This window comes from Nocardiopsis sp. NPDC006198 (genome assembly GCF_040613895.1).
In the GTDB taxonomy this organism is placed as follows: Bacteria; Actinomycetota; Actinomycetes; order Streptosporangiales; family Streptosporangiaceae; genus Nocardiopsis; species Nocardiopsis tropica.
Window position 1 is genome coordinate 85,556 of sequence record NZ_JBEXSY010000014.1, and the last position, 24,181, is coordinate 109,736.

General features: G+C 72.7%; 24 protein-coding genes, 2 tRNA genes and 1 pseudogene. 13 read left to right on the forward strand and 14 right to left on the reverse strand.

Annotation, left to right across the window (positions count from 1 at the left end; all coding sequences use genetic code 11):
* The first annotated feature begins 61 nt into the window (after positions 1-61).
* Together ABZ234_RS12460 and ABZ234_RS12465 are read left to right on the forward strand one after the other, a co-directional pair.
* Positions 62-490: a PLD nuclease N-terminal domain-containing protein gene (locus ABZ234_RS12460; RefSeq protein WP_355012054.1), complete on the forward strand. Its 429-nt coding sequence runs from the start codon at positions 62-64 to the stop codon at positions 488-490.
* Positions 491-621: 131 nt separating this feature from the next.
* A complete protein-coding gene (locus ABZ234_RS12465; protein ID WP_267948279.1) occupies positions 622-1,308 on the forward strand; it encodes a peptidylprolyl isomerase in 687 nt (228 codons plus the stop codon).
* 128 nt (positions 1,309-1,436) lie between these two features.
* Here ABZ234_RS12465 and ABZ234_RS12470 read toward each other — a convergent pair whose 3' ends face one another.
* Complete coding sequence (locus ABZ234_RS12470; protein WP_267948278.1) at positions 1,437-2,609, reverse strand: cysteine desulfurase family protein; 1,173 nt, start codon at positions 2,607-2,609, stop codon at positions 1,437-1,439.
* A gap of 160 nt (positions 2,610-2,769) precedes the next feature.
* On the opposite strand from ABZ234_RS12470, the gene aroA reads away from it, so the two are divergent.
* Together aroA and rsgA are read left to right on the forward strand one after the other, a co-directional pair.
* Positions 2,770-4,098 (forward strand): 3-phosphoshikimate 1-carboxyvinyltransferase, encoded by a 1,329-nt coding sequence (aroA, locus tag ABZ234_RS12475; protein ID WP_355012055.1) that lies wholly within the window; start codon positions 2,770-2,772, stop codon positions 4,096-4,098.
* The gene (rsgA, locus tag ABZ234_RS12480) at positions 4,095-5,102 is read left to right on the forward strand and encodes a ribosome small subunit-dependent GTPase A (RefSeq protein WP_344180112.1); all 1,008 of its coding nucleotides are present in this window, start codon (positions 4,095-4,097) and stop codon (positions 5,100-5,102) included. Before aroA ends, rsgA begins: the two co-directional genes overlap by 4 nt.
* Before the next feature lie 65 nt (positions 5,103-5,167).
* Here the strand turns inward: rsgA and ABZ234_RS12485 are convergent, their stop codons facing one another.
* The gene (locus ABZ234_RS12485; protein WP_355012056.1) at positions 5,168-5,548 is read right to left on the reverse strand and encodes a helix-turn-helix domain-containing protein; all 381 of its coding nucleotides are present in this window, start codon (positions 5,546-5,548) and stop codon (positions 5,168-5,170) included.
* Positions 5,549-5,717: 169 nt separating this feature from the next.
* Here ABZ234_RS12485 and ABZ234_RS12490 point away from each other — a divergent pair.
* A pseudogene (locus tag ABZ234_RS12490) lies at positions 5,718-6,556 on the forward strand (NAD(P)-binding domain-containing protein).
* 52 nt (positions 6,557-6,608) lie between these two features.
* Here the strand turns inward: ABZ234_RS12490 and ABZ234_RS12495 are convergent.
* Both ABZ234_RS12495 and ABZ234_RS12500 read right to left on the reverse strand, forming a co-directional pair.
* Complete coding sequence (locus ABZ234_RS12495; RefSeq protein ID WP_355012057.1) at positions 6,609-6,899, reverse strand: DUF2087 domain-containing protein; 291 nt, start codon at positions 6,897-6,899, stop codon at positions 6,609-6,611.
* Positions 6,900-6,913: 14 nt separating this feature from the next.
* Entirely contained in the window at positions 6,914-7,498 is a 585-nt protein-coding gene (locus ABZ234_RS12500) for a TetR family transcriptional regulator (RefSeq protein WP_355012058.1), read from the reverse strand.
* A 161-nt stretch (positions 7,499-7,659) separates the two neighbouring features.
* Between ABZ234_RS12500 and hisN the strand changes: the two genes are divergently transcribed.
* The 5 genes from hisN (at position 7,660) to ABZ234_RS12525 (ending at position 12,254) form a co-directional block, all read left to right on the forward strand.
* Positions 7,660-8,466 carry a histidinol-phosphatase gene (gene hisN, locus ABZ234_RS12505; RefSeq protein ID WP_267948271.1) on the forward strand — a complete coding sequence of 269 codons (807 nt, stop codon included), beginning with the start codon at positions 7,660-7,662 and terminating at the stop codon, positions 8,464-8,466.
* Positions 8,467-8,549: 83 nt separating this feature from the next.
* Positions 8,550-9,053 (forward strand): hypothetical protein, encoded by a 504-nt coding sequence (locus ABZ234_RS12510; protein ID WP_355012074.1) that lies wholly within the window; start codon positions 8,550-8,552, stop codon positions 9,051-9,053.
* A gap of 192 nt (positions 9,054-9,245) precedes the next feature.
* Complete coding sequence (locus ABZ234_RS12515; protein WP_355012059.1) at positions 9,246-10,508, forward strand: ABC transporter permease; 1,263 nt, start codon at positions 9,246-9,248, stop codon at positions 10,506-10,508.
* A gap of 9 nt (positions 10,509-10,517) precedes the next feature.
* Positions 10,518-11,534, forward strand: a complete 1,017-nt coding sequence (locus ABZ234_RS12520) for an efflux RND transporter periplasmic adaptor subunit (protein ID WP_355012060.1) — start codon at positions 10,518-10,520, stop codon at positions 11,532-11,534.
* Positions 11,535-12,254, forward strand: coding sequence for an ABC transporter ATP-binding protein (locus tag ABZ234_RS12525; protein ID WP_267948268.1), 720 nt, complete (start codon positions 11,535-11,537; stop codon positions 12,252-12,254).
* 104 nt (positions 12,255-12,358) lie between these two features.
* Here the strand turns inward: ABZ234_RS12525 and ABZ234_RS12530 are convergent.
* From ABZ234_RS12530 to ABZ234_RS12540, 3 genes are all read right to left on the reverse strand, one after another.
* Positions 12,359-12,432: transfer RNA gene (locus tag ABZ234_RS12530), tRNA-Met, on the reverse strand.
* Positions 12,433-12,672: 240 nt separating this feature from the next.
* Positions 12,673-12,749, reverse strand: a tRNA-Met gene (locus ABZ234_RS12535).
* Positions 12,750-12,917: 168 nt separating this feature from the next.
* Positions 12,918-15,911 carry a UPF0182 family protein gene (locus tag ABZ234_RS12540; RefSeq protein ID WP_352984351.1) on the reverse strand — a complete coding sequence of 998 codons (2,994 nt, stop codon included), beginning with the start codon at positions 15,909-15,911 and terminating at the stop codon, positions 12,918-12,920.
* Positions 15,912-16,165: 254 nt separating this feature from the next.
* Here ABZ234_RS12540 and ABZ234_RS12545 point away from each other — a divergent pair, with 254 nt between their 5' ends.
* The gene (locus ABZ234_RS12545; protein ID WP_267948266.1) at positions 16,166-16,687 is read left to right on the forward strand and encodes a PPA1309 family protein; all 522 of its coding nucleotides are present in this window, start codon (positions 16,166-16,168) and stop codon (positions 16,685-16,687) included.
* A gap of 133 nt (positions 16,688-16,820) precedes the next feature.
* Here ABZ234_RS12545 and ABZ234_RS12550 read toward each other — a convergent pair whose 3' ends face one another.
* From ABZ234_RS12550 to ABZ234_RS12560, 3 genes are all read right to left on the reverse strand, one after another.
* Positions 16,821-17,882, reverse strand: coding sequence for a S16 family serine protease (locus tag ABZ234_RS12550; RefSeq protein ID WP_355012075.1), 1,062 nt, complete (start codon positions 17,880-17,882; stop codon positions 16,821-16,823).
* Positions 17,883-18,048: 166 nt separating this feature from the next.
* Complete coding sequence (locus tag ABZ234_RS12555; protein WP_355012061.1) at positions 18,049-18,492, reverse strand: molybdenum cofactor biosynthesis protein MoaE; 444 nt, start codon at positions 18,490-18,492, stop codon at positions 18,049-18,051.
* A gap of 89 nt (positions 18,493-18,581) precedes the next feature.
* On the reverse strand, positions 18,582-19,649 hold the full coding sequence (locus tag ABZ234_RS12560; RefSeq protein WP_355012062.1) for an NAD-dependent epimerase/dehydratase family protein: 1,068 nt from the start codon (positions 19,647-19,649) through the stop codon (positions 18,582-18,584).
* A gap of 122 nt (positions 19,650-19,771) precedes the next feature.
* Between ABZ234_RS12560 and ABZ234_RS12565 the strand changes: the two genes are divergently transcribed.
* Together ABZ234_RS12565 and ABZ234_RS12570 are read left to right on the forward strand one after the other, a co-directional pair.
* Entirely contained in the window at positions 19,772-21,229 is a 1,458-nt protein-coding gene (locus tag ABZ234_RS12565; RefSeq protein WP_355012063.1) for a zinc-dependent metalloprotease, read from the forward strand.
* The gene (locus ABZ234_RS12570; protein ID WP_267948262.1) at positions 21,230-21,802 is read left to right on the forward strand and encodes an NUDIX hydrolase; all 573 of its coding nucleotides are present in this window, start codon (positions 21,230-21,232) and stop codon (positions 21,800-21,802) included.
* A gap of 169 nt (positions 21,803-21,971) precedes the next feature.
* On the opposite strand, the gene ABZ234_RS12575 is transcribed toward ABZ234_RS12570, so the two are convergent.
* The 4 genes from ABZ234_RS12575 to ABZ234_RS12590 all read right to left on the reverse strand — a co-directional run bounded on the left by ABZ234_RS12575 (position 21,972) and on the right by ABZ234_RS12590 (position 23,937).
* Complete coding sequence (locus ABZ234_RS12575; protein WP_267948261.1) at positions 21,972-22,553, reverse strand: M48 family metallopeptidase; 582 nt, start codon at positions 22,551-22,553, stop codon at positions 21,972-21,974.
* 315 nt (positions 22,554-22,868) lie between these two features.
* Positions 22,869-23,030, reverse strand: a complete 162-nt coding sequence (locus ABZ234_RS12580; protein WP_330160711.1) for a hypothetical protein — start codon at positions 23,028-23,030, stop codon at positions 22,869-22,871.
* A 54-nt stretch (positions 23,031-23,084) separates the two neighbouring features.
* Positions 23,085-23,363 (reverse strand): WhiB family transcriptional regulator, encoded by a 279-nt coding sequence (locus tag ABZ234_RS12585; protein WP_267948260.1) that lies wholly within the window; start codon positions 23,361-23,363, stop codon positions 23,085-23,087.
* Positions 23,364-23,568: 205 nt separating this feature from the next.
* Positions 23,569-23,937: a hypothetical protein gene (locus ABZ234_RS12590; protein WP_267948259.1), complete on the reverse strand. Its 369-nt coding sequence runs from the start codon at positions 23,935-23,937 to the stop codon at positions 23,569-23,571.
* Positions 23,938-24,181 lie beyond the last annotated feature (244 nt).

Genomic DNA, 24,181 nt, shown 5'->3' on the forward strand with positions numbered 1-24,181 from the left:
TCATCACAAGGACTGATAATGCCGCCCGCCGTTCGCGCGATCCCCCGATTGGAAACCCCCGTTGTCCCACCTCGCCCTCCTGCTGTTCGTCGTCGCCCTCGGCGTCTGGATCTACGCCCTGTTCGACGTTGTCGGCTCCGACGCCGGCGCGGTGCGGCTGCTGCCCAAACCCGCCTGGACCGTCGTCGTTCTGCTCTTGCCCAAGATCGGGGCAATACTCTGGTTCGCCCTGGGCCGGCCCCGACGCGCCCCGTCGGCCGCGCCCGCCGGGCCGCCCCCGCCCTTCCCTGAGTACGACCACCCCCACCGGGCGCGCGCCGCGACCCCGGAGGAGGACGAGGAGTTCCTCCGCCGCTGCCGTGAGCGGGCCGACGCCCAGCGGCGGCGTGCCCGCGAGGCCCAGGAGTCGGCCGGGGGCGAGGAGGCCGGACGGGGTGACGGCGACGGCGGGGAGGGCCGCGACGGGGACGGTGATCCCCGCCCCTCCTGACCCGCACGCCCCCGGAGCCGCATCGTGGTCGAAGCATGACGGACCGTGCGATACCCCAAGACAGGGGTGCTCCACGGTGCGGAGTACGCTATGTGCCGCCCGACCGCGACACTCACCCCGGAAGTGAACCGATGAAGCCTTTCACCCTGTCGGCGACAGCCGTACTCGCCTGCACCGCGCTGCTCGCCACCACAGCCTGCGGCGGCGACGGGGCCCCGGCCGACCAGGGGGAGCCCGCCGGCGGGGACTCCGCGGCGCCCGAGCAGGAGCAGACCGGCAGCCCCGCCGAGGTGGACGTCACCGACGTCGAGGGCGCCACCCTGCACACCAGTGAGGGCGACATCGAACTGGAGCTGTTCCCCGAGGACGCCCCGGTCACGGTGTCCAACTTCGTCGGCCTGGCCGAGGGCGAGGGCGTGCCCAACCCGGTGACGGGCGAGGCCGAGTTCTACGACGGCACCGTCTTCCACCGCGTCATCGCCGACTTCATGCTCCAGGGGGGCGACCCGCAGGGCACCGGCCAGGGCGGTCCCGGCTACACCTTCGAGGACGAGGTCGGGTCCGGCCGGGAGTTCTCCGAGCCCGGAGTCCTCGCCATGGCCAACCGGGGAGGGGGCACCAGCACGAACGGCTCCCAGTTCTTCATCACCGTCGCGGCGACCCCCCACCTGAACGGCCAGCACACCATCTTCGGCCGGGTCGCCGACGAGGAGTCCATGGAGATCGTGAACTCCATCTCCGTCACGGAGACCGACGCGAACGACCGCCCCACCCAGGACGTGGTCATCGAATCCGTCACCGTCAACCGCGCCGGCTAGCCGTACCGGCCCGGGAGGCCGGGTGCACGGGACCCGGCCGCCCCCGCTCCCCCTGCCGTCCCTCCCGGGCCGCCGGGGGCGCGGGGGCGGCGCGGAGCGGTCTGCGCGGCCCAGGGCCGGCCCGTGCCTCAGCGTCGGCGCTTGGCGCGGGCGGCCCGTGCCCGCTCGACGGCCGGGCCGATCGCCTCCACCAGGGCCCTCACGTCCTCGCGCGTGGAGGTGCGCCCCAGGGACAGCCGCAGACTGCTCAGGGCGGTGTCGGGGTCCGCCCCCATCGCCAGGAGCACGTGGCTCGGCTGGGCGACGCCCGCGGAGCAGGCGGAGCCGGTGGAGCAGGAGATGCCCCGGGCGTCGAGGAGCATCAGCAGGGCGTCGCCCTCGCAGCCGGGGAACGACAGGTGGGAGATGCCGGGCAGCCGGCGCTCGCGGTCGCCGTTGACGACCACGTCCGGGACCACGGCGCGGACGCCCTCCTCCAGTTCGTCGCGCAGGCACTCGAGGTGCTTGGCGTGCTCCTCGCGTTCGGCGACGGCGCGGTCGACGGCCGTGGCCAGCCCCCTCAGCAGGGGGGTCGACAGGGTCCCGGAACGGATGTCGCGCTCCTGGCCGCCGCCGTGGAGGACGGGGGTCGGGGCGGTGCCGCGGGCGATCAGCAGCGCCCCGGCGCCGACGGGGCCGCCGAGCTTGTGCCCGCTGACGGTGAGGGCGGTGACGCCTGCGGCGGCGAAGTCGACCGGCTCCGCCCCGACCGCCTGGACGGCGTCGGTGTGGAAGGGGATGCCGTACCGGGCGGCGACGGCGGCGAGCTCCTCGACGGGCTGGACCGTGCCGACCTCGTTGTTGGCCCACATGACGGAGACCAGCGCGACCGACCCGGGGTCCCGCTCGACGGCCTCGCGGAGGGTCTCCGGGTCGAGCCCGCCCAGGGCGTCCACGGGCAGCGCCTCGTGGACGGCGCCCTGGTGCTCGGCCATCCAGTGGGCCGGGTCGAGGGCGGCATGGTGTTCGACGGCGCTGGTGAGGATGCGCCGCCGGGCGGGGTCCTCGGCGTTGCGCGCCCAGTAGAGGCCCTTGACGGCGATGTTGTCGGACTCGGTCCCGCCTCCGGTGAAGACCACCTCGTGCGGGGTGGAGCCGAGCGCCCGGGCGATCCTCTCGCGGGACTCCTCGACGGTGCGGCGGGCGGCACGGCCGTGGCCGTGCAGGGACGAGGGGTTGCCGAGGGAGCCGAGCTCGGCCGCGATGTCGGCGACCACCTCGGGACGGACCTCGGTCGTGGCAGCGTGATCCAGATACACCATGGCGTCACCAAGGATACGTCCGTCCCGGGCCGCCCACGGCCCCGCGGGGCGGCTCCCCCGCCCGGCCGAGCCGTGGAGGGTGCGTGCCGCCCGTCCCTGGCCGTCCACAGCCCCGCGGCCACAGCTCCCCGCCCTTTTCCGGTCCCGATAACCTTGGGTCATGCCCGACTCCATGTCCTCGCAGCCCGCCCAGACCGACACGACCCCCCGGACCGCCGCCGGCGACGGCGGCCCCCACTGGCCCGCGCCCGTGGCCGAGCGGCCGGTGCGCGCCCGGCTGGCCCTGCCCGGCTCCAAGTCGGTCACCAACCGCGCCCTGATCCTGGCGGCGCTGTCCGAGACGCCGTCGGTGGTGCGCCGGCCCCTGGCGAGCCGGGACAGCGAGCTGATGGTGGGCGCCCTGCGGGCGCTGGGCGTGGGGGTCTCGCAGGTCGGCGGCGACCTGGAGGTCACGCCCGCCGCGCTGCGCGGCCCGGCCTCGGTCGACGTCGGCAACGCGGGCACGGTGATGCGGTTCGTGCCCCCTCTGGCGGCCCTGGCCTCGGGCGAGGTGCGCTTCGACGGGGACCCGCGCGCCCGCGAGCGGCCCGTGGGCGAGCTCCTCGGCGCCCTGCGGGCGCTGGGCGCCGACATCGACGACGGCGGCCGGGGGGCGCTGCCCATGACCATCCGCGGCACAGGCGGTGTGCGCGGTGGCGAGGTGGTCCTGGACGCGTCGGGCTCGTCCCAGTTCGTGTCGGCCCTGCTGTTGAGCGGGGCGCGCTTCGCCGAGGGCGTGCACGTACGCCACTCGGGACCGCCGGTGCCGTCCCGGCCGCACCTGGACATGACGGTGGAGATGCTGCGCGCCGCCGGGGTGTCCGTGTCGGTGGAGGAGAACTCCTGGAGGGTCGAGCCGGGACCCGTCCGGGTCTCCGACACCACGGTGGAACCGGACCTGTCCAACGCCGCGCCGTTCCTGGCTGCCGCGCTGGTCAGCGGGGGCGAGGTGACGGTCGAGGGGTGGCCCGGGCGCACGACCCAGCCCGGTGACGCGCTCCGTTCGCTGTTCACGCGGATGGGCGGGGAGGTGACCTGGTCCGAGGGCGGCCTGACCCTGCGCGGCACCGGGGAGGTCCGCGGCATCGAGGCCGACCTGCGCGACGTCGGCGAGCTCACCCCCACCGTCGCGGCGGTGGCCGCGCTCGCCTCCACGCCCTCCCGGCTGACCGGCATCGCGCACCTGCGCCGCCACGAGACCGACCGGATCGCCGCCCTGGCCGCCGAGGTCAACCGGCTGGGCGGCGACGTCGAGGAACTGCCCGACGGCCTGGTCATCCGGCCGCGCCCCCTGCACGGCGGGGTGTTCCACTCCTACGACGACCACCGGATGGCCACGTCCGGCGCGGTCATCGGGCTCGCGGTGCCCGGGGTGGAGGTGGAGAACATCGCCACCACGCGCAAGACGCTGCCCGACTTCCCGGGCCTGTGGGCGGAGGCCCTGGCATGAGCCGCACGCGGGGCGGGGGACGCCACCTGGACGAGGACGACATCCGCGTGCGCGCCCGGGGCGGCTCCAAGCCCCGTACCCGCAACCGGCCCAAGCACGAGGGCGCCGTGGAGGGCATGGTCACCGCCGTCGACAGGGGCCGGTACCGGTGCCTGGTCGACGGCGTCCCCGTGGTCGCCATGAAGGCCCGCGAGCTGGGCCGGGGCTCCATCGTCGTCGGCGACCGCGTGGACGTGGTCGGCGACCTGTCCGGCCGGGCGGACACGCTGGCCCGGGTGGTGAGGGTCCGCGACCGCGGGTCGGTGCTGCGCCGCACCGCCGACGACACCGACCCGGTGGAGCGGGTGATCGTCGCCAACGCGGACCAGTTGGCCATCGTCTGCGCCCTCGCCGACCCGGCCCCGCAGCCGCGCTTCGTGGACCGCTGCCTGGTGGCCGCGTACGACGCCGGGCTCTCCCCCCTGCTCTGCCTGACCAAGGCCGACCTCGCCGCACCGGACGAGCTCGTGCGCGTGTACGAGCCCCTGGGGGTGCCCTTCGAGGTCCTCAGCCCCGAGGGCGGTCTGGAGGGGCTGCGGGAGCGCCTCTCCGGCCGGACCACGGTCCTGGTGGGCTCCTCCGGTGTGGGCAAGTCCACCCTGGTCAACCGGCTGGTTCCGGGCACCGACCGGGCGGTGGGCCACGTCAACGCGGTGACGGGGCGGGGCCGCCACACGTCCACGTCGGCCGCGGCCCTGCCCTTCGAGGGCGGCTGGCTGATCGACACCCCCGGCGTGCGCAGCTTCGGCCTGGCGCACATCTCCCCGGAGGACATCGTGGCGGGCTTCGCGGACCTGGCCGAGGCGGCCGAGGGCTGCCCGCCCGGGTGCGCGCACCAGCCCGACGCCGTCGACTGCGCGGTCGGCGCGGCGCTGGAGCGCGGCGAGCTCGACCCCGCCCGTGTGGCGTCCCTGCGCCGCCTGCTCGCAAGCCGCGAGGGGGACACCGACGAGCCGGAGGCCTGAGCCGGCCCGTTCGCGGCGGCGGTTCCCCGCCCCTGCCGTTCCGGGCTCCCTTCCTCGGCGCCGCGTCAGCGGCCGACCGGCTGCCCGTGGTCCCGAACCGGCTCCCCGGGTTCGGGCGGGACCCCTCCGATGTTGGCGCGCCCCCAGTCGCCCAGCGGGGCGAGCGCGTCGTTCAGGGAGCGGCCGAGCGGGGTCAGGGAGTACTCGACCCGGGGCGGCACCTCGCCGAAGTCCTCGCGGTGCACGATGCCGTCGTCCTCCAGCTCCCTCAGGTGGGAGGCGAGGACCTTCTCGGTGACGCCGTCGAGCGCGCGGCGCAGCTCCCCGAAGCGGTGGGCCCGCTCCTCCAGGGCCCAGAGGATGAGCACCTTCCACTTGCCGCCGATCACGTCCATCGCCGCGTCGATACCGCAGTGGTAGGCGTCCGCCCCTCGTCTGGTGACCATCCCCGCACCCCTTCCGCCTGCACGCTTACCCCGGGGTGAGCACCCACTTCACAGTGCGTACTTGTCGGTCCCCACGCCGTGGACGAGCCTAGTCGACATGACGAAGACCACCGCGGGAACCTCCGCGACCACCACCGAACCACGTATCGCCCTGCTCGGACTCGGAGCCATGGGCACCGCCTTCGCCCGTGCCTGGCTCGCCGCCGGGTACCCGCTGACCGTGTGGAACCGCACGCCGTCCCGCGCCGAGCCCCTCGCCGCAGAGGGGGCCGAGGTCGCCGCCACCGCCGCGGAGGCGGCCGCCTCCGCCCGCCTCGTGGTGACCTGCCTGCTCGACGACGCCTCCGTGGGCGAGGCCCTGGAGGGCGCCGACCTCTCCGGCAGGGACCTGGTGGACGTCACGACGGGGACACCGCCCAGGCCCGCGCCCGCGCGGAGTGGGCCCGGGAGCGCGGAGCCCGGTTCCTGAGCGGCGGCATCATGGCGATCCCGCCCATGGTGGGCGTCCCCGAGGCAGGCGGCTACGTGTTCTACAGCGGCCCGGCCGGGGTGTTCGAGGAACACCGGGCGGCCCTGGAGGTGCCCGTCGGCGCCCGCCACGCGGGGGAGGACGCCGGTCTGGCCTCCCTCCAGGACGTGGCCCTGCTCAGCGCGATGAACGGCATGTTCGCCGGGGTCGCGCACGCCTTCGCCCTGGTGCGCCACGAGGACGTGTCCCTGCGGGAGTTCGCGGTGCTCCTCTCCGACTGGCTCGCCTCGATGGCCCACGCGGGCGTCCCCGCCGTGGCCGGGCACCTGGAGAGCGGCGACTACACCGAGGGCGTGGTCTCCAACCTCGCCATGCAGGTGGAGGGCAACGCGACCCTGCTGCGCACCGCGGAGGAGCAGGGGGTGAGCACCGAGCTCCTGACCCCGTACACGGACCTCATGGCGCGGCGGCTGGCCGACGGCCACCGGGAGGAGGACGGAACCGGGGTCGTCGACCTCCTCGCGGTGCCCCGCCGCTGAGGACCCCGTCCCGTGACCGCGCGGCCGGGTGCCGGGGCGCCCGGCCGCGCGGTCAGAGGTCGACCGTGCCGCCGCACCGCCAGTACCGGGTGCGGTCGCACTCCATGAACCCCTCGTCGACCAGCCCCCTCCGGAGGGCGGACACGTCGGCGCTGAAGCCGCGCAGGACCGTGTTGACCTCGTCCCCGCTGTAGCGGACCCCCGGCTCGAAGGCGCGCGCGACCCGGTCGAGCAGGACCAGCCGGGCGGAGCGGCGGACGGGGATCGCGGTGATCCGCCCGTCCTTCATGCAGGAGCGCAGCACCTCCAGGCGCTCGTGCTCCGGCAGGGGTCCGTCCAGCACGCCACGGGCTCCTCTCAGCGGCCGACCAGCAGCATTCCGTGCACCACCGTCTCGACCCGGCGCGCCGCCTCGTCGGGGTCGATCGGCTGGAGGGCGTAGGAGACGGTGAGCCGCACGTTGACGTCGGCGACCGCGTCGGCCACGGACGGGTCCAGGTCCGGGAGCCGCCCGTTCAGCATGGCGGCGATCCGCTCCCCCAGGACGTCCAGCAGCGGGGCCGAGCGGGTGGTGAGCACCGGCAGGAGGTCGCGGTCCCCGGTCACGACGGCGTGCAGCAGGGGGCTGTCCCGGGCCGCCCCCAGCACCAGCCGGGTGGCCCGGCTGACCACGTGGGCGGGGTCCCCGTCCTCGGCGTCCAGCAGGAGCACCACGCGGTCCAGCAGTGCGTTGACCTCACGTACCACGATGGCCTGGAGCAGGCCCTCCTTGCTGCCGAACACGTTGTACAGGGTCTGCCGGGACACCCCGGCCGCCGTGGCGATGTCCGCCATGCGGCGCTCGGCCCAGCCGCCGGAGACGACCTCGGCGCAGGCGGCGTCCATCAGCCGCTCCCGCGCCGGGGCGCCCTCGGCCCGCGTCCGTCCGCTCACCGTGTCCATCCCCCCATCCTCCCACCCGCGGCGGTGCGCGCCCGTCCCCCGGAGGGCACGGCGGCGGCCGGAACGCCGGGTTTCGCCCCCGCGGGGCTCCGCTAACACTCTGATCACGCGCGTGTGCCGCTTTGGCCATGTTCGTGCCGGGGAGGGTAGCGTTACCGGCCATGGCGTCCTTTGACGATGATCTGCGGCTGGCCCACGTGCTCGCCGATGCTGCCGACGACCTCGCGCTCAAGCGCTTCCGAGCGCTCGACCTCGTCGTCGACACCAAACCCGACCTCACCCCGGTCACCGAGGCCGACCGGATGGTGGAGGAGACCCTCCGCGGCGTCCTCTCGCGCGCCCGGCCCCGGGACGCCGTGGTCGGTGAGGAGTACGGCCGCACGGGCAACAGCAACCGGGTGTGGGTCATCGACCCCATCGACGGCACCAAGAACTACGTGCGCGGGGTCCCCGTGTGGGCGACCATGATCGCCCTCCTGGAGGGCGACCGGCCGGTGGTGGGCGTGGTGTCCGCGCCCGCGCTGTACCGCCGCTGGTGGGCGTCCAAGGGCGCCGGAACGTGGCAGGGCCGCAGCCTGTCCAAGGCGACGCGCTGCCACGTGTCGAAGGTGCCGGACCTGGCGGACGCCTCCCTGAGCTTCTCGTCGCTGACCGGCTGGGAGGAGCAGGGCCGGCTCGAATCGTTCCTCGGGCTGACCCGCTCGGTGTGGCGCACCCGCGCCTACGGCGACTTCTGGTCGCACGTGATGGTCGCCGAGGGCGTCGTGGACATCTCCGCCGAGCCGGAGCTCTCGCTGTGGGACGCGGCCCCGCTGCCGATCATCCTGGAGGAGGCGGGCGGCCGGGCCACCGACCTGCGGGGCGAGGGCTTCGAGGACGGCGGTCCCCTGGTGTGCACCAACGGTGCGATCCACGACCAGGTGCTGACCTGGCTGAACGGCGGACCCACACCGCTGCGCCGGAGCTGAGCCCCCTCCCCGCACCGCCCACCACAATCACATAATGCACTCACTCGAACACGTTCCGTAGTAACGTGCGTCGTGTGCTGACCATGAAAACCCTCGGGACGGCCCTGTGCGGGGCCGCCGTCCTGCTGGTCACCGCCTGCGGCGGCGGCCACGGGTACAGCCCCGAGGAGCTCAACGAGATGATCGCCGACGCCGTGCGCACCTCGGCCCGGGACGGCGTGGGCGGCCTGGGCGTGCCCGACACGTCCTTCGACCCGACGACGTACATGTGCGCCCCCGCGGTGGACGCCCCGGACGCGGGCTCCTGGCGGACCGAGGCGCCCCGCTCCCCGGCGGACCGCGGGGAGGCGGTCGAGCTGGGCGTCCTGGTGCCCGCGGACGCGGGGGCCTCCTCCCTGACCGCCTCCGTGATCGGGCCGGGCGGCGAGTCCTCCACGGCCGGGGCTGAGGCCGTGCCCGGGGAGTGGAGCCGCCTCCGCTACCCCGACGACTTCGACGCGAGGGCCGAGAGCGGCGTCCACACCGTGGTCTGGTCCGACACGGGGTCGGGGACACCGCTCACCTGCGACGGCTTCGAGGTGGACTGACCCCGGGGCCGCGTTCTGAGGCCGCGGTTCCGGTCATACCAAACGAAAAACCGCAACAATCCGAAATTACCGCCGTTCGGGGTGAACCGAACCCGCCCTTCCCTGCGATGGCTCTGATGAAACCCCGCTGAACGCGGGCATCCCGGTGCCGCCGTCGCGGCGCCGGCCCACAGACACCACGGAAGGGGCCGAATGCTGCGTTCCCTCATGGCCGGGATCGTGCTGGCCTTCGCCGGTTCTCGGGCCAACGTGGCCAGGACCATCCTCTCCTGCACGGGCATCGTCGTCGGCGTGGGCGCTCTGGTCCTCGTGGTCAGCGCCAGCGACTTCGGCCAGCGGTTCGCCACCGCCTACAGCGAGGCCAACGCCGGCCGGCCGGCGACCCTCGAGGTCAGCGTGTTCGAGGAGACCATCACCGACCGCGCGGCCTTCGAGGAGGACCTCGTCCGCGCGGGCGGCCAGGACGTCTCGCTCTACCAGTCCCCCGTGGAACCGCCCTCGATCCGCTCGGGCGACACGGTGGTCACCGAGGCGAGCTTCACGGGGGTCGACCCGTCCCTGGGCGACATCCGGCGGATGAACATGCTGGAGGGCCGCTGGTTCACCGACGCCGACACCGGCTCCCTCGCCCCCGTGATGATCGTCAACGAGGAGCTGGCCGCCGCGATCGGCGACCTCGCCCGGGTCCAGGTCGGCACCGACCACTGGATGGACGTGCGCGTCATCGGCGTCCTGGAGAGCTCCGCCCTCGACTCCGGCTGGTACAGCGCGTACATCCTGCGCTCCCCCGCGTCCGAGGAACTGATCTTCGGCTCCGGCTCCTCCGACGAGGAGGAGGAGTCGGAGGCCGAGGCGATGTACGCGATGGGCGTCCCCACCACGTACCAGGTGCGCATCGACCCGGAGGACCCCGCCGCGGACGACCCCTGGGGGGAGATCTTCACCGAGCGGCTCGGGTCGGCGTCGTGGCGCTGGGGCGTCGAGAACCGCGAGTCGCTCTCGTCCTACCGCTCGGACTACGCGGAGATGACGAACGAGGCCATCACCTACCTGTCGCTGGCCCTCATGGGCATCGCCGCCATCACCCTCACCACCGGCCTGCTCGGCGTGCTCAACGTCGGCCTGGTCACCGTGCGCGAGCGCCGCCGCGAGCTGGCCACCTACCGGGCCCTGGGCGCGAGCCGGTTCACCCTGTTCGTGGCCGTGGTCATGGAGTCGGTCGTCGTGTCGCTGGTCGCCGGGATCATCGCCATCGCCGGGTGCTGGGCGGTGCTGGCGGTCGGCGGGGCGGTCCTGGGCTCCTTCGTCCAGCTGCCGGACGACATCCCGCTGAACATCCCCCCGGCCGGGGTACTCGTCGGACTGGGCAGCGCCGCGCTGGTCGGGTTGCTGGCCGGGATCATCCCCGCGATGCGGGCGCTCGGCGCGTCCGTCGTCGCCGGACTCCGGGAATAGGAGACACACGTGAAGAAGTGGATCATCATCGGTGCGGTGCTGGTCGTCCTCGGAGGGCTGGCCGGCACCGGCTATTTCCTGCTGGGCCGCCTGGGAGACCCCTCCGACGAGATGCTCATGGACCCGAGCGCCATGGACGTCGGCGGGGCGCCGGTCGAGGTCGTGATGGGCGAGATCAGCTCCGTGATGGTGCTGGACGCCGTCGTCGAGGCCGAGCCCGGTGAGGCGGTGAAGGCGCGCGGCGGCGGGACCGTCACCCACCTGTGGGTGGCGGACGGCGCCGAGGTCGAGGAGGGCGCGCCGATCGTCAACGTGAGGGTGCAGGCCGAGGCGGCGCCCGAGGACGGCGAGGGGGCCTCCGACGCCCCGGCGGCCACGGAGACCACCCTGTACGCGCCGACCAGCGGCACGGTGTCCGGGCTGGACGACGTCCTCGTCGGCGACGTGCTGGAGCCCGGGGCCGCGGTCGCCGAGGTCGCCCCCGACCGGTTCCGCGCGGTCGCGTCGATCCCCGCCAACGACCTCTACAGGTTCTACGAGGACCCCGAGGACATCATGCTCAAGATCGACAAGGGCCCGCCGGCCGACGTCTGCGAGTTCCTGTCCCTCGGCGCGGACGGCGGCGGTGGAGGCGGCGGCGAGGACGCCGGCGGCGAGACCGGCGAGGAGGGGGCCGGCGGTGGCGGCGGCAGCCGGCTCACCTGCCGTGTCCCCTCCGACCTCCAGGTGTTCGACGGGGTGCAGGGCCAGCTGTCCGTCACCACCGGCGAGGCGGAGAACGTGCTGGTCGTGCCCGTGACCTCCGTGCGCGGCACCTCGGAGGAGGGCGAGGTCGTGGTGGTCGCCGGCGACGGCTCCGAGGAGGTCCGCGAGGTCCGGCTCGGTATGTCCGACGGCTCCCTCGTCGAGGTCACCGAGGGGCTGGGCGTCGGGGACATGATCATGGACCCGGTGCCCCTCGACCCCCGGTTCGACGTCCCCGGCGCCGGGGACGCCGAGGAGGACCTGATGGGCGAGGAGGGCTAGATGTCGGTCCACGTACCGGCCCCGGAGGCCGGATCGGCCCCGCCGGACTCCGCCCCTCTGCTGAGCGTGGAGGGGGTGACCCGGCACTTCACCGTGTCGGGGGACCGCATCGACGTCCTGCACGACTGCACGTTCCAGGTGCGGCGGGGGGAGGTCGTCGCGATCGTCGGGCAGTCCGGCTCGGGCAAGTCCACCCTGCTGAACATCCTGGGGCTCCTCGACAAGCCCAGCGGCGGCTCCTACACGTTCGACGGCGTGGACACCACCGCGCTCGGCGAGGGCCGCAGGTCCTGGCTCCGGGGCGAGGGCATCGGCTTCGTCTTCCAGCAGTTCCACCTTCTGGAGCGGCGCACCGCCCTGGCGAACGTGGCGGTGCCCCTGGTGATCGCCGGGGTCCCCCTGCTGCGCCGCCGCGCCCGTGCACGCGAGCTCCTGGAGTCCGTGGGCCTGGGGCACCGGCTGAACTCCGAGCCGCACCAGCTGTCCGGCGGTGAGCAGCAGCGTGTGGCCCTGGCGCGCGCGCTGAGCCGCGACCCCGGGCTGGTCCTCGCAGACGAGCCCACGGGCGCCCTGGACGCCGCCAGCAGCACCATGATCATGGACCAGCTGCTGGAGCAGGCGAGGATCCGCGACTCGGCCGTGGTCGTGGTGACCCACGACCCCAAGGTGGCCGCTCGGGCGGACCGCGTCGTCGAGCTGGTGGAGGGTCGTACCCGCTGACCGCGCGGGAGCCCGGGCGGGATTCCGCCCGGGCTCCACCGCACACGGTGACGGCCGACATACGAGAAAACACCGGGTGGAATTCCACCCGGTGTTTTCCTCGGTAGCGGGGACAGGATTTGAACCTGCGACCTCTGGGTTATGAGCCCAGCGAGCTACCGAACTGCTCCACCCCGCGTCGTGATCTCTATTTTAGGGCTTGTGACCCCGGGTGGCAAATCGGTTTTCCGTGAGGACGACCGGTGAGATCCCACCCTGTGGCCTTCCGGTTTCCCGTCTGGCCTGTGACCACTCTACCAGGCTTCTCTTCCCGGTCGAGCCACTCAAGCGCGCCCTTTCGAGCGTGTTCCCCGAAATCAACCGAAACGGTAATTCCGAGAAAAGCACCGGACCCGGGATTTCTCCCGGGTCCGGGTCTTGGTAGCGGGGACAGGATTTGAACCTGCGACCTCTGGGTTATGAGCCCAGCGAGCTACCGAACTGCTCCACCCCGCGTCGTTGTGTTCACAGACTAGCGTGCCCCGGCCGATAACCCAAATCAGCGTTCCGGGACGCGGGCGACCGGCGTCCTCCGCGTCCCGCGGGGCCTTCCGCACGAGGACGGGGCGGGACCCGAAGGCCCCGCCCCGCCGGTGCGCCCCCGGGAAGGGGGCGGACCCGGTCCTACTCGTTCATCTGCTCCTCGATGGCTTCCAGGGCCTCGCGCAGGCGGTCGTTCGCCTGCTCGTTCGACTCCTGTGCCTCCTCCCAGGCCTCCACGGCCTCGTTGAGGGCGTCGGTGAGCTCCTGGTCGGAACCACCGCCGCCGCCGGCCTCGTTCTCCTCAGGGGTCTCCTCGGGCGCCTCCTCGGGCGTCTCCTCGGGAGTGCCCTCGGCGCCCTCGAAGAGGTTGCTGAGCGCGTCCGGCAGGTTGCTGCCGATCGCGACCTCCTCACCGAAGCCGACCATGACCTGCTGGAGCAGCGGGAAGGAGGCGCTACCGCCTCCGCCGGCCTGCACGTAGAGGGGCTCCACGTAGAGCAGGCCGCCCGCGAACGGCAGGGTGAGCAGGTTGCCGCGCGTCACCTCGGCGTTGGACTGCTCCAGGGGCAGCAGGACCTCCCGGACGTCGGCGTCCGCGTCGAAGGCGTTCTGCACCTGTCCCGGACCGAAGATCACCGTGCTCCGCGGCAGCTCCAGCAGCTTCAGCTGCCCGTAGTCCTCGGAGCGCGGATCGCTGTCCACCGCCATGAAGGCCGCCAGGTTCTCACGGCCGCGAGGCACGAACGTGCTGGTCAGCGAGAAGCTGGCCTCCTCGGCGCCCGGGTACTGGATCGTCTGCCGGTAGGGCGGCTCCGGGGCCTCGGTACCGCCGGTCGGGTCGTTGGGCACGGCCCAGAAGTCCTGACCGCCGTAGTAGGCCGCGGCGTCCGTGACGTGGTACTCGCGCATGATCTCGCGCTGCACCTTGAACAGGTCGTCCGGGTAGCGGACGTGGTCGATGAGCTCATCGCTCATCTCGTCCCGGCTCGTCACCGTGCCCGGGAAGGAGTCCATCCAGGTCTGGAGGACCGGGTCCTCCTCGTCCCACGCGTACAGGGTGACGGTCCCGTCGTAGGCGTCGACGGTGGCCTTCACCGAGTTCCGGATGTAGTTGACCTCGTTGCCCGGCAGGGCGCCGACCTGCTGCGCCGACCCGTCCGTGAACGTGTCGGTCACCGCCTGGGTGAAGTCGATCCGGTTGGCGTACGGGTAGCCGTCGGAGGTGGTGTAGGCGTCGACGATCCAGACCACCTTGCCGTCGACGACCGCCGGGTAGGGGCGGCTGTCCACGGTGAGGTAGGGGGCGACCTTCTCCACGCGGTCCAGCGGGTCGCGCTCGTAGAGGATGCGCGAGTCGCCGGTGATGGCGCTGTTGAGCAGGATGTTCGGTTCCTGGTACTTGATCGCGTACAGGATCCGGTCGAAGAAGTTGCTCAGCTGGACGCCGCCGCTGCCGTCGTAGCGGTTGTAGGCCTGCGAACCGCTGGGGTCGGCCTCCTCCTCGGTGCCCTCGGTCCCGTCGCCGCCCTCGGCGGGCGGGTCCTCGTTCGTGGGCTCCGGGCTCTCCTGGGCGTCCGCGTCGCCCGGCGCCCGGGCCTCGTCGGGGGCGGGGCTGACCTCGGGATCGACAGCGTCGTCCAGGGTCGGGACGTCCGCGGTGTCCTCCTCCGAGTCGAGGGGGTAGTCGTACTCCTCCTCGGCCTGGACGATGACGTACTCGGCGCCCTCGCGGCCGTAGTAGATCCGCGGCTGGTACTCGCCGGTGACCTCGCTCAGCTCGCCCCGCGGCGGGATGTTGTACTCGGTGAAGACCGGGCGTCCCTCGGCATCGATGTCGCTGCCGGTGGCGGCGACCATGCCGTAGCCGTGGGTGTAGATGAGGTGCCGGTTCAGCCAGTTGTCCTGGTCGTCGGGCGGACCGTCCAGCTCGCGGACGGCCACGATCGTGTCGATCAGGTTGCCCTCGGCGTCCGGGTAGCGGTCGACCTCCAGGACGTCCGGGAACTGGTAGAAGCCGCGGACCTGCTGCATCTGCTGGAAGGTCTGGGAGACCACCGAGGGGTCGGCCAGGCGCACCTTGGTGCCCTGGGACTCCTCGACCAGGTCCTGCGCGCTGAGCTCGGTGGTGGCGTCGTAGGCCTCGACCTCGGCGTCCGCGATGTCGTACGCGTCGCGCGTGTACTCGATGTTGCGCTCGATGTACGGGCTCTCCAGGCGCTGCTCGTTGGGGTTGACCTGGAAGCGCTGGACGATCTCGGGGTAGGCGACGCCGACCAGGACGGCGGACAGCACCAGGAGCCCGAGGCTGGCCATGGGGACCATGGTGTTCTTGAAGTAGATGTTCGCGAAGAACAGCACCGCGCAGATCACCGAGATGACGGTGAGGATCATGAGGGCGGTCTTGACGGCGTTGACGTCGGTGTAGGACGCGCCGAAGGTGTAGCCGCGCTCGGAGAAGACCAGCCCGTAGCGGTCCAGCCAGTAGGAGCCCGCGCGCAGCAGCACGAAGAGCCCCAGGAGCACCGAGAGGTGTACGCGGGCGGCCGGGGTGGCGCGCTGGCCGGTGTCGTTCTGGAGCCGGACCCCGCCGTACAGGTAGTGCACGATCACCGCGGCGATGAACGCCAGGATGACGGCCGCGTACAGGTAGCCGAGCAGGATGCGCAGGAACGGGTAGGTGAACGCGAAGAACGCGACGTCCATCCCGAACTCGGGGTCGTTCACACCGAAGTCGGTGCTGTTCGTGAACTGGAGGTACGCGCGCCAGTCACCGCTGGCGGCGACCCCGGCCAGGAGCGCCAGGGCCCCGACGGCGATCCAGAAGAAGAGCTTGCGGTGCGGGTCGATGGACTGCCGGTAGCGGTCCAGGCCCTGCTGCTCCAGGCTCATCGGCCGGATGCCCGGCCGGGAGCGGTACGCGAAGTAGACGCTGGCGCCGACGATGACGGCCATCACCAGGCCGGCGACGGCGAACAGGAGCACACGGGTCCACAGCTCGGTCAGGAAGACCGAGGTGTAGCCGACGGAGCTGAACCACTTGTAGTCGGTCCAGAAGTTCGCGGCGAGCATCAGCCCCGCGATGATGACGACCACGGTCGCCGCGACTGGCGCGAGCAACCTTGATCGGCGAGGCATACGCGCAGGTGGTGCGCCGGGCGATCGGAAGCTCACGCCTCCCCCTCGTTCTGGCTTGGTAGGTGCGTTGGGTGCGCGTGTGGCGCCTTGTTACTGAAAACTTAAATGGTGGGTGCCGGGTTCCCGAAATCACCCTCACGCGGGTGACAAGGCTGCATCGTTGCTGTATCGGAGTCGCATCCGGGAGGCTCCGTTGCGACCCTACTGTCCGGGAACGGGAGCCGTGGGGTTCCCACATCGGTCACTATGGAAACGTGTCGAACATTCGCGAAGCCGTCATGGACCTCGAACGCCACACCGCCGAGCAGGGCTGGGACCGACCTCTGGGGCTGTACGCCCTGGTGCCGACCGCCGAACTGCTGCGGGCGGAGCCGGCGCTGGCCGATCTGCTGGGGATCGGCTCCCCTGCCGATCCCGACGAGTTGACCCCGGTCGAGCAGGAGCCGCTGCCCGACGACCTCCCCCTGGAGGAGGCGCTGGGGCGCATCCTCTGGCCCGAGGGCGTGGCGGGGTGCGCCCTGGTCATGGAGCGCCTGGTGGTGAAGGGTTCGGACGAGACCCTGGCCGCCGGCGAGGACCCGAGCGCGTCCGGCCGGGAGACCGAGGAGATCCGCATGGTCGCGGGTGTGATGCGGGACGGTTCGCGGCACTGCGCGATGCGCATGCGCAGCCACGACAGCGAGTCCGAGGTGCTCAACGGCGCAGACCTGATCCCGGCGCTGACCTCCGCCCTGGCGCTGACCCTGGACCTGGAGGAGGAGCCGGGCGGGGAATGACCCCGGCCGGTCCGCGAGAGCGCACGGGAGGCCCCCGCCGTGACGGCGGGGGCCTCCCGTGCCTTCTCGTCCGTCGTCCGGCCGTGGAGGGCCGGGGCGCGGGGCGGCTCCGGCCGCGCCCGGCCCTCGGCCCCTACTCGCAGCGGGGGAGGTCGTCGCCGCCGCCGCGGATGGTCTCCAGGGCGTCGACCGCGTCCGTGAGGGTCTCGACGCGCACGACGTCCAGCTCGCCGTAGGCGGCCGACTGCGCGACCTGGGAGCAGCTGTCCGCGGCCACGAAGAAGTACTCGGCGCCGGCGCGCTGGGCGCTGACCATCTTCTGCGGGATGCCGCTGATGCCGCCGACCCGGCCGTCGGAGGTGATGGTTCCGGACCCGGCGACGTCGACGCCTCCGGTGAGGCCCTCCTCGCTGAGCCGGTCCATGATCCCCAGGGCGAACATCATGCCCGCGCTGGGGCCGCCGATGTCGCCGATCGTGATGTCCACGTCCACGGGGAAGTCCATCTGGTCGGAGATGAGCACGCCGACCGCGGCGCCGCCCTCCTCGCCCTCCTCGGTGGGGATCTCCACGTCGACCGTCTCCCCGTCGCGCTCCAGGGTGAGCCCGACCGGTTCTCCGGGCTCCCGGTCACCGACCCGGTCCACGACCGCCGAACTGCCGACGGCCTCCTCGGAGCCGTCGCCGCTCACGGTGGGGACGGCCGTGCCGTCCACGGCGAGGATGACGTCGCCCTCCTCGACCTCCCCGTGCGCGGGCATGCCCTCGACGGTCCCGTTGACCACGGGGACCGCCTCGTACTCCATGCCGAGCTCGTTGAGGGCGGCGGCCGTGGCGCTGGTCTGGGAGTCGTTCATCTGCACGGTCTGGCGCTCGCTGACCTCCTCGGGCGTGCGCCCCGCCGGGAACAGCAGCTCCTCGGGGAGGACGGCCTCGGTGGGCGAGAGCCACGCGGTCACGACGCCGAAGAAGTTGAGCCGGTGCTGGGGCCCGCCCGCGTACTGGACGGTCACCATCGACAGGGAGCCCTCGTGCTCGTAGCTCTCGGCCCCGCCGATCTCGATCACGGGCCCCTCCTCGGTCTCCCCGACCGTGTTCACGGTGAGGCCCGGGGCTGCCACCAGGTAGGGCAGCGGGAGGAGGAGGCTGCCTGCTCCGAGCCCGACGAGAAGGGCGAGAGCGACAACAAGGGTCATGACACGACGAACCATGCGCACAGCTTATTGCCGCCGGAGGGCCCGGTGCGCTCGTCCCCGCCCCGGTCCGTCCGGGCCGGACCCGGGCGCCGCCGGGGCGTGTTCCGCGGACGCCTCCGGCGGGCCCGGCGCCCGCGCCGACCCGGGGCTGCCCGCGGAACACCGCCTACGGCCGGGGCTCGCCCACCCACTCGCCGTCGCCGTCGCCGAAGGCCTGCTGCTTCCAGATGGGCACCTGGGCCTTGAGGTCGTCGATGAGCCTGCGGCAGGCGGCGAAGGCCTCCTGCCGGTGCTCGGCGGCGGCGGCCACGACCACGGCGAGGTCGCCGATCTCCAGGTCGCCCACGCGGTGCGTCGCGGCCATCCGCACGACCGGACGGCCGGGCGCGGACGTGTCCGCCAGGACCTTCTCCATGACGGAGCGCAGCTTGGCCTCCACCGTGGGGTGCGCGGTGTAGGACAGCGCCGCGACGTCACGGCCGTGGTCGTGGTCGCGGACGGTCCCGATGAACACGGCGGTGCCGCCCGCGCGCGGGTCGGACACCGCGGCGAGCACCTCGTCCACCGACAGGGGGGTGTCGCGTACAGACGCCAGAGTGATCTCTTCCACGGTCCGACCGTACCAATCGGGCGTTCCCCCATGTCGCGGCGGGAGTGCGCGTTCCGGGCACGTGTGCGCCCGTACGTGCACCGCCCGCCTCACCCGCCCTTGCGTTTGCGCAGGTGGCGGATGGCGGCGGCTGTGCCTATGGCCGCGGCCGCGGCGCCGGCCGCCCCGGCCGCGGTGATGGTGACCTCCTTGCGGCCCAGGCTGCGCCCCACGAGGGCGTGCTTGCCGCTCCTGGACTCCAGGAGGGCCCTCAGGGCCGCCTCGTTGTCGTGGCCGGGCTTCCAGCCCGCGTCGCGCAGCGCGGCGCAGTCCACCACGCACGGGTAGACGAGGAACTTGAGCTCCCCCTCCGCGGCGGGGGTGATCCTGGCCTGGTGGAGGCGCCGTATCGCTCCGAAGGCCAGGTTGGCGGGCACCTCGAAGTGCTTCATCCCGGCGGCGGCCTCCACGTCCTCCTGGGTGAGGGAGCCCTCGCTCGCCACGGCGACGACGCCGTCGGAGCCCTCCACGCCGTGCAGGGCGCAGAAGGCCAGGGCGTCGGCGAGGTCGTCCTCGTGGCAGAACTGCCAGTGCTGCCTGTGCCCCTTGACGGTGAGCAGGCGGGGGGCGGAGAAGTGGCGGCTGAGCAGGGTGTCGAGCTCGGGGCCGACGAGCGGGGCGGGCCTCACCACGGTGACCGCGAGGCTGGGGTGGGCCCGGCGCGCGCGCTCGGCCAGGGCCTCGATCTCCGCGAAGTCGCCCATCAGCCCGTCGCTGTTGTCGGAGACGCGGGTGGCGTTCTCCGGGAGCGGCACGGGGTTGTCGGCGGCGGCGCCGTAGACCATGGTGCTGGTGACGAGGATGACACGGGGGACCCCCGAGGCGGCCGCGGCGGTGAGGACCGTCTGGGCCGCGCGGATGTTGTGCGCCCGGCGCTGGGCCGGCCTGGTCTCCAGGGAGCGGTCGTCCGCGGTGTGCACGAGCACGTCGACCCCGTCGAGGCGGGACACCAGTCCCGGGTCGCACACGTCGGCGATACGCCATGTCACACCGCGCAGGTCGGCGAACTGATCGTCGATCGCGACGATCTCCCGGGGGGCCGTGGAACCTTCCGGCGTGGCCAGGCGTTGCACGAGGAGCCGGCCCACTCCGGACGCGGCACCGGTGACAGCGACCACCGTGCCCGCTCCTCCGGAACGGCTGTGCTCTGGGCGAACCTGGCTGCTTTCGGTATTCACTCCGGGCGACTCCCAGCTAACGTGACAGTGGAGACCAAACCTAATCCTGCCTGAGGTCTGATGTGAGCGACCTGCCTTTCGGTTTCAGCATGCCGAACGATCCCGATGACGAGTCCGGACGCCGATCTGGCGACTCCGGCTCGGGTGCCGGCAGCGGCCGCCCGGGCGGAGGGGACTCCGGAACGCCGGACGGATTTCCGTTCGGCGACCCGCAGCAGATGGCCAACATGCTGCGCCAGTTCGCCGACATGATGTCGGCACAGCCCAGCCCCGGCCCCGGGGGCGGCGGCAGCACGCCGTCGTCCGGGGTCAACTGGGAGATGGCCAAGGACGTGGCACGGCAGACGGTCGCCCAGGAGGGCGACCCGAGCGTGCCGGTGTCCGACTACGCCAAGGTCGAGGAGGCCCTGCGCCTCGCTGACCTGTGGCTCGACCAGGCTACCGACCTTCCTTCCGGTGTCCAGACCGCCCAGGCCTGGAGCAGGTCGGAGTGGGTCGAGAAGACGATGGAGTCGTGGGTCCAGCTGTGCGACCCGCTGACGAGCAGGACCGTGCACTCCATGGGGCAGAACCTGCCCGAGGAGATGCAGTCCGTGGCCGGCCCGCTGCTGGGCATGATCCAGCAGATGGGCAGCATGATGGTCGGCCGCCAGGCCGGCCAGGCGGTCGGCGAGCTGTCCCGCGAGGTCGTCGGCACCGCCGACATCGGGCTGCCGCTGGCCGGGGAGGGCAACGCCGCGCTCCTGCCGGGCGGGGTCGAGCGCTTCAGCGAGGGCCTGCAGGTCCCCGCCGACGAGGTGCGCCTGTACCTGGCCGCGCGCGAGGCCGCGGTGCACCGCCTCTACGCCCACGTGCCGTGGCTGCGCTCGCACGTGTACCGGCTCGTCAGCGAGTACGCGGACGGGATGTCCTTCGACGTCAGCGGCCTGGAGGACCGGCTCGGTGAGATCGATCTCACCAACCCCGAGGCACTCCAGGAGGTCCTGGGCGGCGCGGGCGGCGAGAGCCTGCTCCAGCCCGAGGACACCCCTCAGCAGAAGGCGGCCCTGGGCCGCCTGGAGACCACCCTGGCCCTCATCGAGGGTTGGGTGGCGACCGTGGTGTCGTCGGCGGTGTCCGGGCGCCTGCCCCAGTCGGACGCGCTCTCCGAGGCCACCCGCCGCCGCCGGGCGACCGGCGGTCCCGCGGAGCACACCTTCGCGGCGCTGGTCGGCCTCGAACTGCGCCCGCGCCGCCTGCGCGAGGCGTCGGCCCTGTGGTCCGCACTGGAGGAGGCGCGCGGGATCGAGGGGCGGGACGCCGTGTGGCAGCACCCCGACCTGATGCCGACCGGCGAGGACCTGGACGACCCGGACGCGTTCGTCAGCGGCGGCGGGGACTTCGGCGGCGCCGACTTCGACATCTCCTCGCTGACGGGCGACGCGCCGGGGGCGGGGCCCGACCGCGGGGGCGCCCCGGAGGCGGACGGCTCCGAGGACGACGGGGACGACGGGGACGACACCCGCGGGAAGGACTCGTAGGTGTCACTGCACGACGACGCCAGGGCGGTGCTGGGCGCGTGGACCGCGCCCGACGCCCGGCAGGAGGAGCTGCGCCGCTCCTACGTGGAGCACCTGGACGGGCACCCGGACGGCATGTGGCGCACCTGTCTGCCCGGCCACGTGACGGCGAGCGCCGCCATCATCTCCGCCGACGGCTCGCGGGTGGTCCTCACCCTGCACCGGATCCACCGGATGTGGTTGCAGACCGGGGGCCACTGCGAGCCGGACGACACGACGCTGGGGGCGGCCGCCCTCCGGGAGGCCGTCGAGGAGTCGGGCCTGCGGGACGTGACGCTCCTCCCCTCCCCGGTCCGGCTGGACCGGCACCGGGTGCCCTGCGGCGGGGGCAGCTTCCACCTGGACGTGCAGTACGCGGCGGTCGCCCCGGCCGATTCCGTGCTGGTGTGCGACCCCGACGAGTCGGCCGACCTGGGATGGTTCCCTGTCGGCGGCCTGCCGGAGCCCACCGACGACTCCGTGCGCGACCTGGTGCGCGCCGCCGCCGGGGCGGTGGCCGCGTACCGCGGCGCCGCGAGGGCCGCGGACGCCTGAGTCGGCGGACATCCGGGGCCGTGCCTGACGGGTCCGTGCCCCGCGGACGCCTGCGTCCGCGGGATCCGGGCGGCGGGGGCCGTGCGACGGGGGCGTCGACCGGACGACGGGCATGACGCGGGTTCCGGGCGCTCCGGGGCCGGGCCGCGGCCCGGCCGGGCCGCGGGGGCTACTCCTCCAGGGCGACCTCGGCGATGCCCAGTTCCTCCACCTCGTCCTCTTCCCCGTCCTCGTCGTGGTCGCAGGCCTCGGTCCGCGAGGCGGCGCTGAACCCCTCCAGGTACCCGCGCGCGCGTTCGGCCCGGGGATAGCGGCGTACCAGGGCCCAGAAGTCCCGTCCGTGGTGGGGGATGGACAGGTGCGCCAGCTCGTGGACGAGGACGTAGTCGACCACCCAGGACGGCATCCCGGCGAGGCGGCGGGAGATGCGGATCGTACGGGTGTCAGGGGTGCACGAGCCCCAGCGCGCGTTCTGGTTGTCGACCCAGCGGACGCTGTCGGGGAGTTCGGCGCCGCCGAGGTAGCGGCGGGCCAGTTCCAGCGCCCGGTCGCGGAGTTCGGTGTCGCCGGGGTGCCGGCGCCCCTCCCGGGCCTCCAGCCGTTGCAGCATGCGACCCACCCAGCGCTTTTCCTCTGCGCGGGAGAACGTCGCGGGCACGAGGACGACCGTGGTGTCCCCGTCCCTGTAGGCCGACACCGTGCGTCGGCGACGAGGACTGCGTCGTACCTCGACTTTGGTGTTCGAGGGCACGAACTTTACGGTAGCCGAGAGGAGAGCTTCCGCACAGATATGACTTGTCCTGTTATGTCATTGATTTCCCACGATCCCCGGAAGGCGGGATCCCACCGGAAATCACGGTCCCGTCGCGCGTTCTGCCCTGACCAGCACGGTCCGGGCTTCGTCCGAGAGCACATCGTCGGGACCCGCGAAGCCCTCCCTTTTCCCGATCGAGATACAAATGAGACCGGGCGGTCGCCCCTCTCGGGGGTCCCGCCCGGCCTCCGACCGGCTCCGTGATCACCACGGGACGCTCAGCGCCCCGTCATCCCGCCGTACCGCCGCGGGTCAACACAGGCGTGACCACGCGAGATCCATGAGTGCCTGTTCGGCACGGCGCTCCTCCCGCTGGCGGGCGCGCATCACGCGGGCCGTGAGCCTTCTGCTCTGCATCTCACGGGTCTCGACGTCGCTCTGTTCGGCAAGGCGCAGGAGTTCCATCAACATCATCTGTCTTCGTCCTTCGGGAGTTCTCGGGGTTGCGGGTGGAGTTCGGGCGAGGCCTCAGGCCGCGACCGGGGCGGGGTTCTTCCGGGGGCGGCCCCTCGGGCGCTTGCGCGCCACGACCTGACCGGAGACGAGCAGCTGCCCGCCCCACACACCCCACGGCTCACGCCGCTCCAGGGCGTCCGTCAGGCACTGCTCCCTCACGGGACAGGCGCCGCAGACGGCCTTCGCGGCCTCGACGTCGGCGGGCGCCTCGGCGAAGAACAGGTCGGGCTCGAGGCGGCAGGGAACTTCGGTGTCGCCCATCCAGGGCGTCTCCAGGACCGACGCAAGCATCGGTGCCCTCCAAGATCTTTGATCGTTTCGTACAACGCGGTCGGTGATGGTCACCGGAACCGGTCCGGTGAGGGACCTGGACTTGCGATGCCGCCGTCCTCTTCCCTCGTCCCTGGGGGACGGGGATCGGACGGAGATACAAAGAAAGCCGCGGCCCCTGTGTCGGGGTCCGCGGCCACGGTCGAAACTCTCGGCCCGTGTAGCTCTAGGCCGGAATCCTCCGTGGACACTCCCCCGATGCGCCATAGAGGCGCCGGGTAGCTTCAGCGTGTTCCGTCATGCGCTTGCCTCGATCAAGGGCGAGCTCAGGGTTGGCGGGCACACCACTGCCGTTGCCGACACCGGTCGGGACGACCGGGGACACCATCGACAGGTCGCGGGACGTGAAGGTCCCCCACCCGTCGCGGTGGTCCTTGGCGCCGTGACCGGCACCGGTGGTGATGAACTCGCCGAATCCGGCGAGGACGCCCGCGTGACCGCTCTCGGCGGTGCCCAGGACAGTCGTCAGGGACTGCTGACGGGACGACACGGCGAAGCCAGCGATGAATCCGGTGGTCTGCGTGGAGTTCGTCATTTGATGGGGCACCTCCTTCTGAGTCGGGCGGCAGGGTCTTCCACCTGCGCCTGGCGCGGTCATTGCGACGGAGTACAGACTATGGGGTGCCCAGCGAAGACGGCAACCTATTTTTGACCAGGGAAAACGTCCGCATCCGGCCACGGGGGGCGGGGAATTGCGCGGGGCCCGGGAGCGTTACCGGACGGCCCCGCGGGGCCGTTCCCCGAGGGGTCCGGGAGACGGCGCGGGCCCCGCCCCCGGT

Bases quoted from the DNA above. Each gene is read 5' to 3' on its own strand.
- ABZ234_RS12465 (WP_267948279.1), top strand. From the start codon at position 622: ATGAAGCCTTTCACCCTGTCGGCGACAGCCGTACTCGCCTGCACCGCG.
- ABZ234_RS12470 (WP_267948278.1), bottom strand. From the start codon at position 2,609: ATGGTGTATCTGGATCACGCTGCCACGACCGAGGTCCGTCCCGAGGTG.
- aroA (WP_355012055.1), top strand. From the start codon at position 2,770: ATGCCCGACTCCATGTCCTCGCAGCCCGCCCAGACCGACACGACCCCC.
- rsgA (WP_344180112.1), top strand. From the start codon at position 4,095: ATGAGCCGCACGCGGGGCGGGGGACGCCACCTGGACGAGGACGACATC.
- ABZ234_RS12485 (WP_355012056.1), bottom strand. From the start codon at position 5,548: ATGGTCACCAGACGAGGGGCGGACGCCTACCACTGCGGTATCGACGCG.
- ABZ234_RS12500 (WP_355012058.1), bottom strand. From the start codon at position 7,498: ATGGACACGGTGAGCGGACGGACGCGGGCCGAGGGCGCCCCGGCGCGG.
- hisN (WP_267948271.1), top strand. From the start codon at position 7,660: ATGGCGTCCTTTGACGATGATCTGCGGCTGGCCCACGTGCTCGCCGAT.
- ABZ234_RS12510 (WP_355012074.1), top strand. From the start codon at position 8,550: ATGAAAACCCTCGGGACGGCCCTGTGCGGGGCCGCCGTCCTGCTGGTC.
- ABZ234_RS12515 (WP_355012059.1), top strand. From the start codon at position 9,246: ATGCTGCGTTCCCTCATGGCCGGGATCGTGCTGGCCTTCGCCGGTTCT.
- ABZ234_RS12525 (WP_267948268.1), top strand. From the start codon at position 11,535: ATGTCGGTCCACGTACCGGCCCCGGAGGCCGGATCGGCCCCGCCGGAC.
- ABZ234_RS12540 (WP_352984351.1), bottom strand. From the start codon at position 15,911: ATGCCTCGCCGATCAAGGTTGCTCGCGCCAGTCGCGGCGACCGTGGTC.
- ABZ234_RS12550 (WP_355012075.1), bottom strand. From the start codon at position 17,882: ATGACCCTTGTTGTCGCTCTCGCCCTTCTCGTCGGGCTCGGAGCAGGC.
- ABZ234_RS12580 (WP_330160711.1), bottom strand. From the start codon at position 23,030: ATGATGTTGATGGAACTCCTGCGCCTTGCCGAACAGAGCGACGTCGAG.
- ABZ234_RS12585 (WP_267948260.1), bottom strand. From the start codon at position 23,363: ATGCTTGCGTCGGTCCTGGAGACGCCCTGGATGGGCGACACCGAAGTT.
- ABZ234_RS12590 (WP_267948259.1), bottom strand. From the start codon at position 23,937: ATGACGAACTCCACGCAGACCACCGGATTCATCGCTGGCTTCGCCGTG.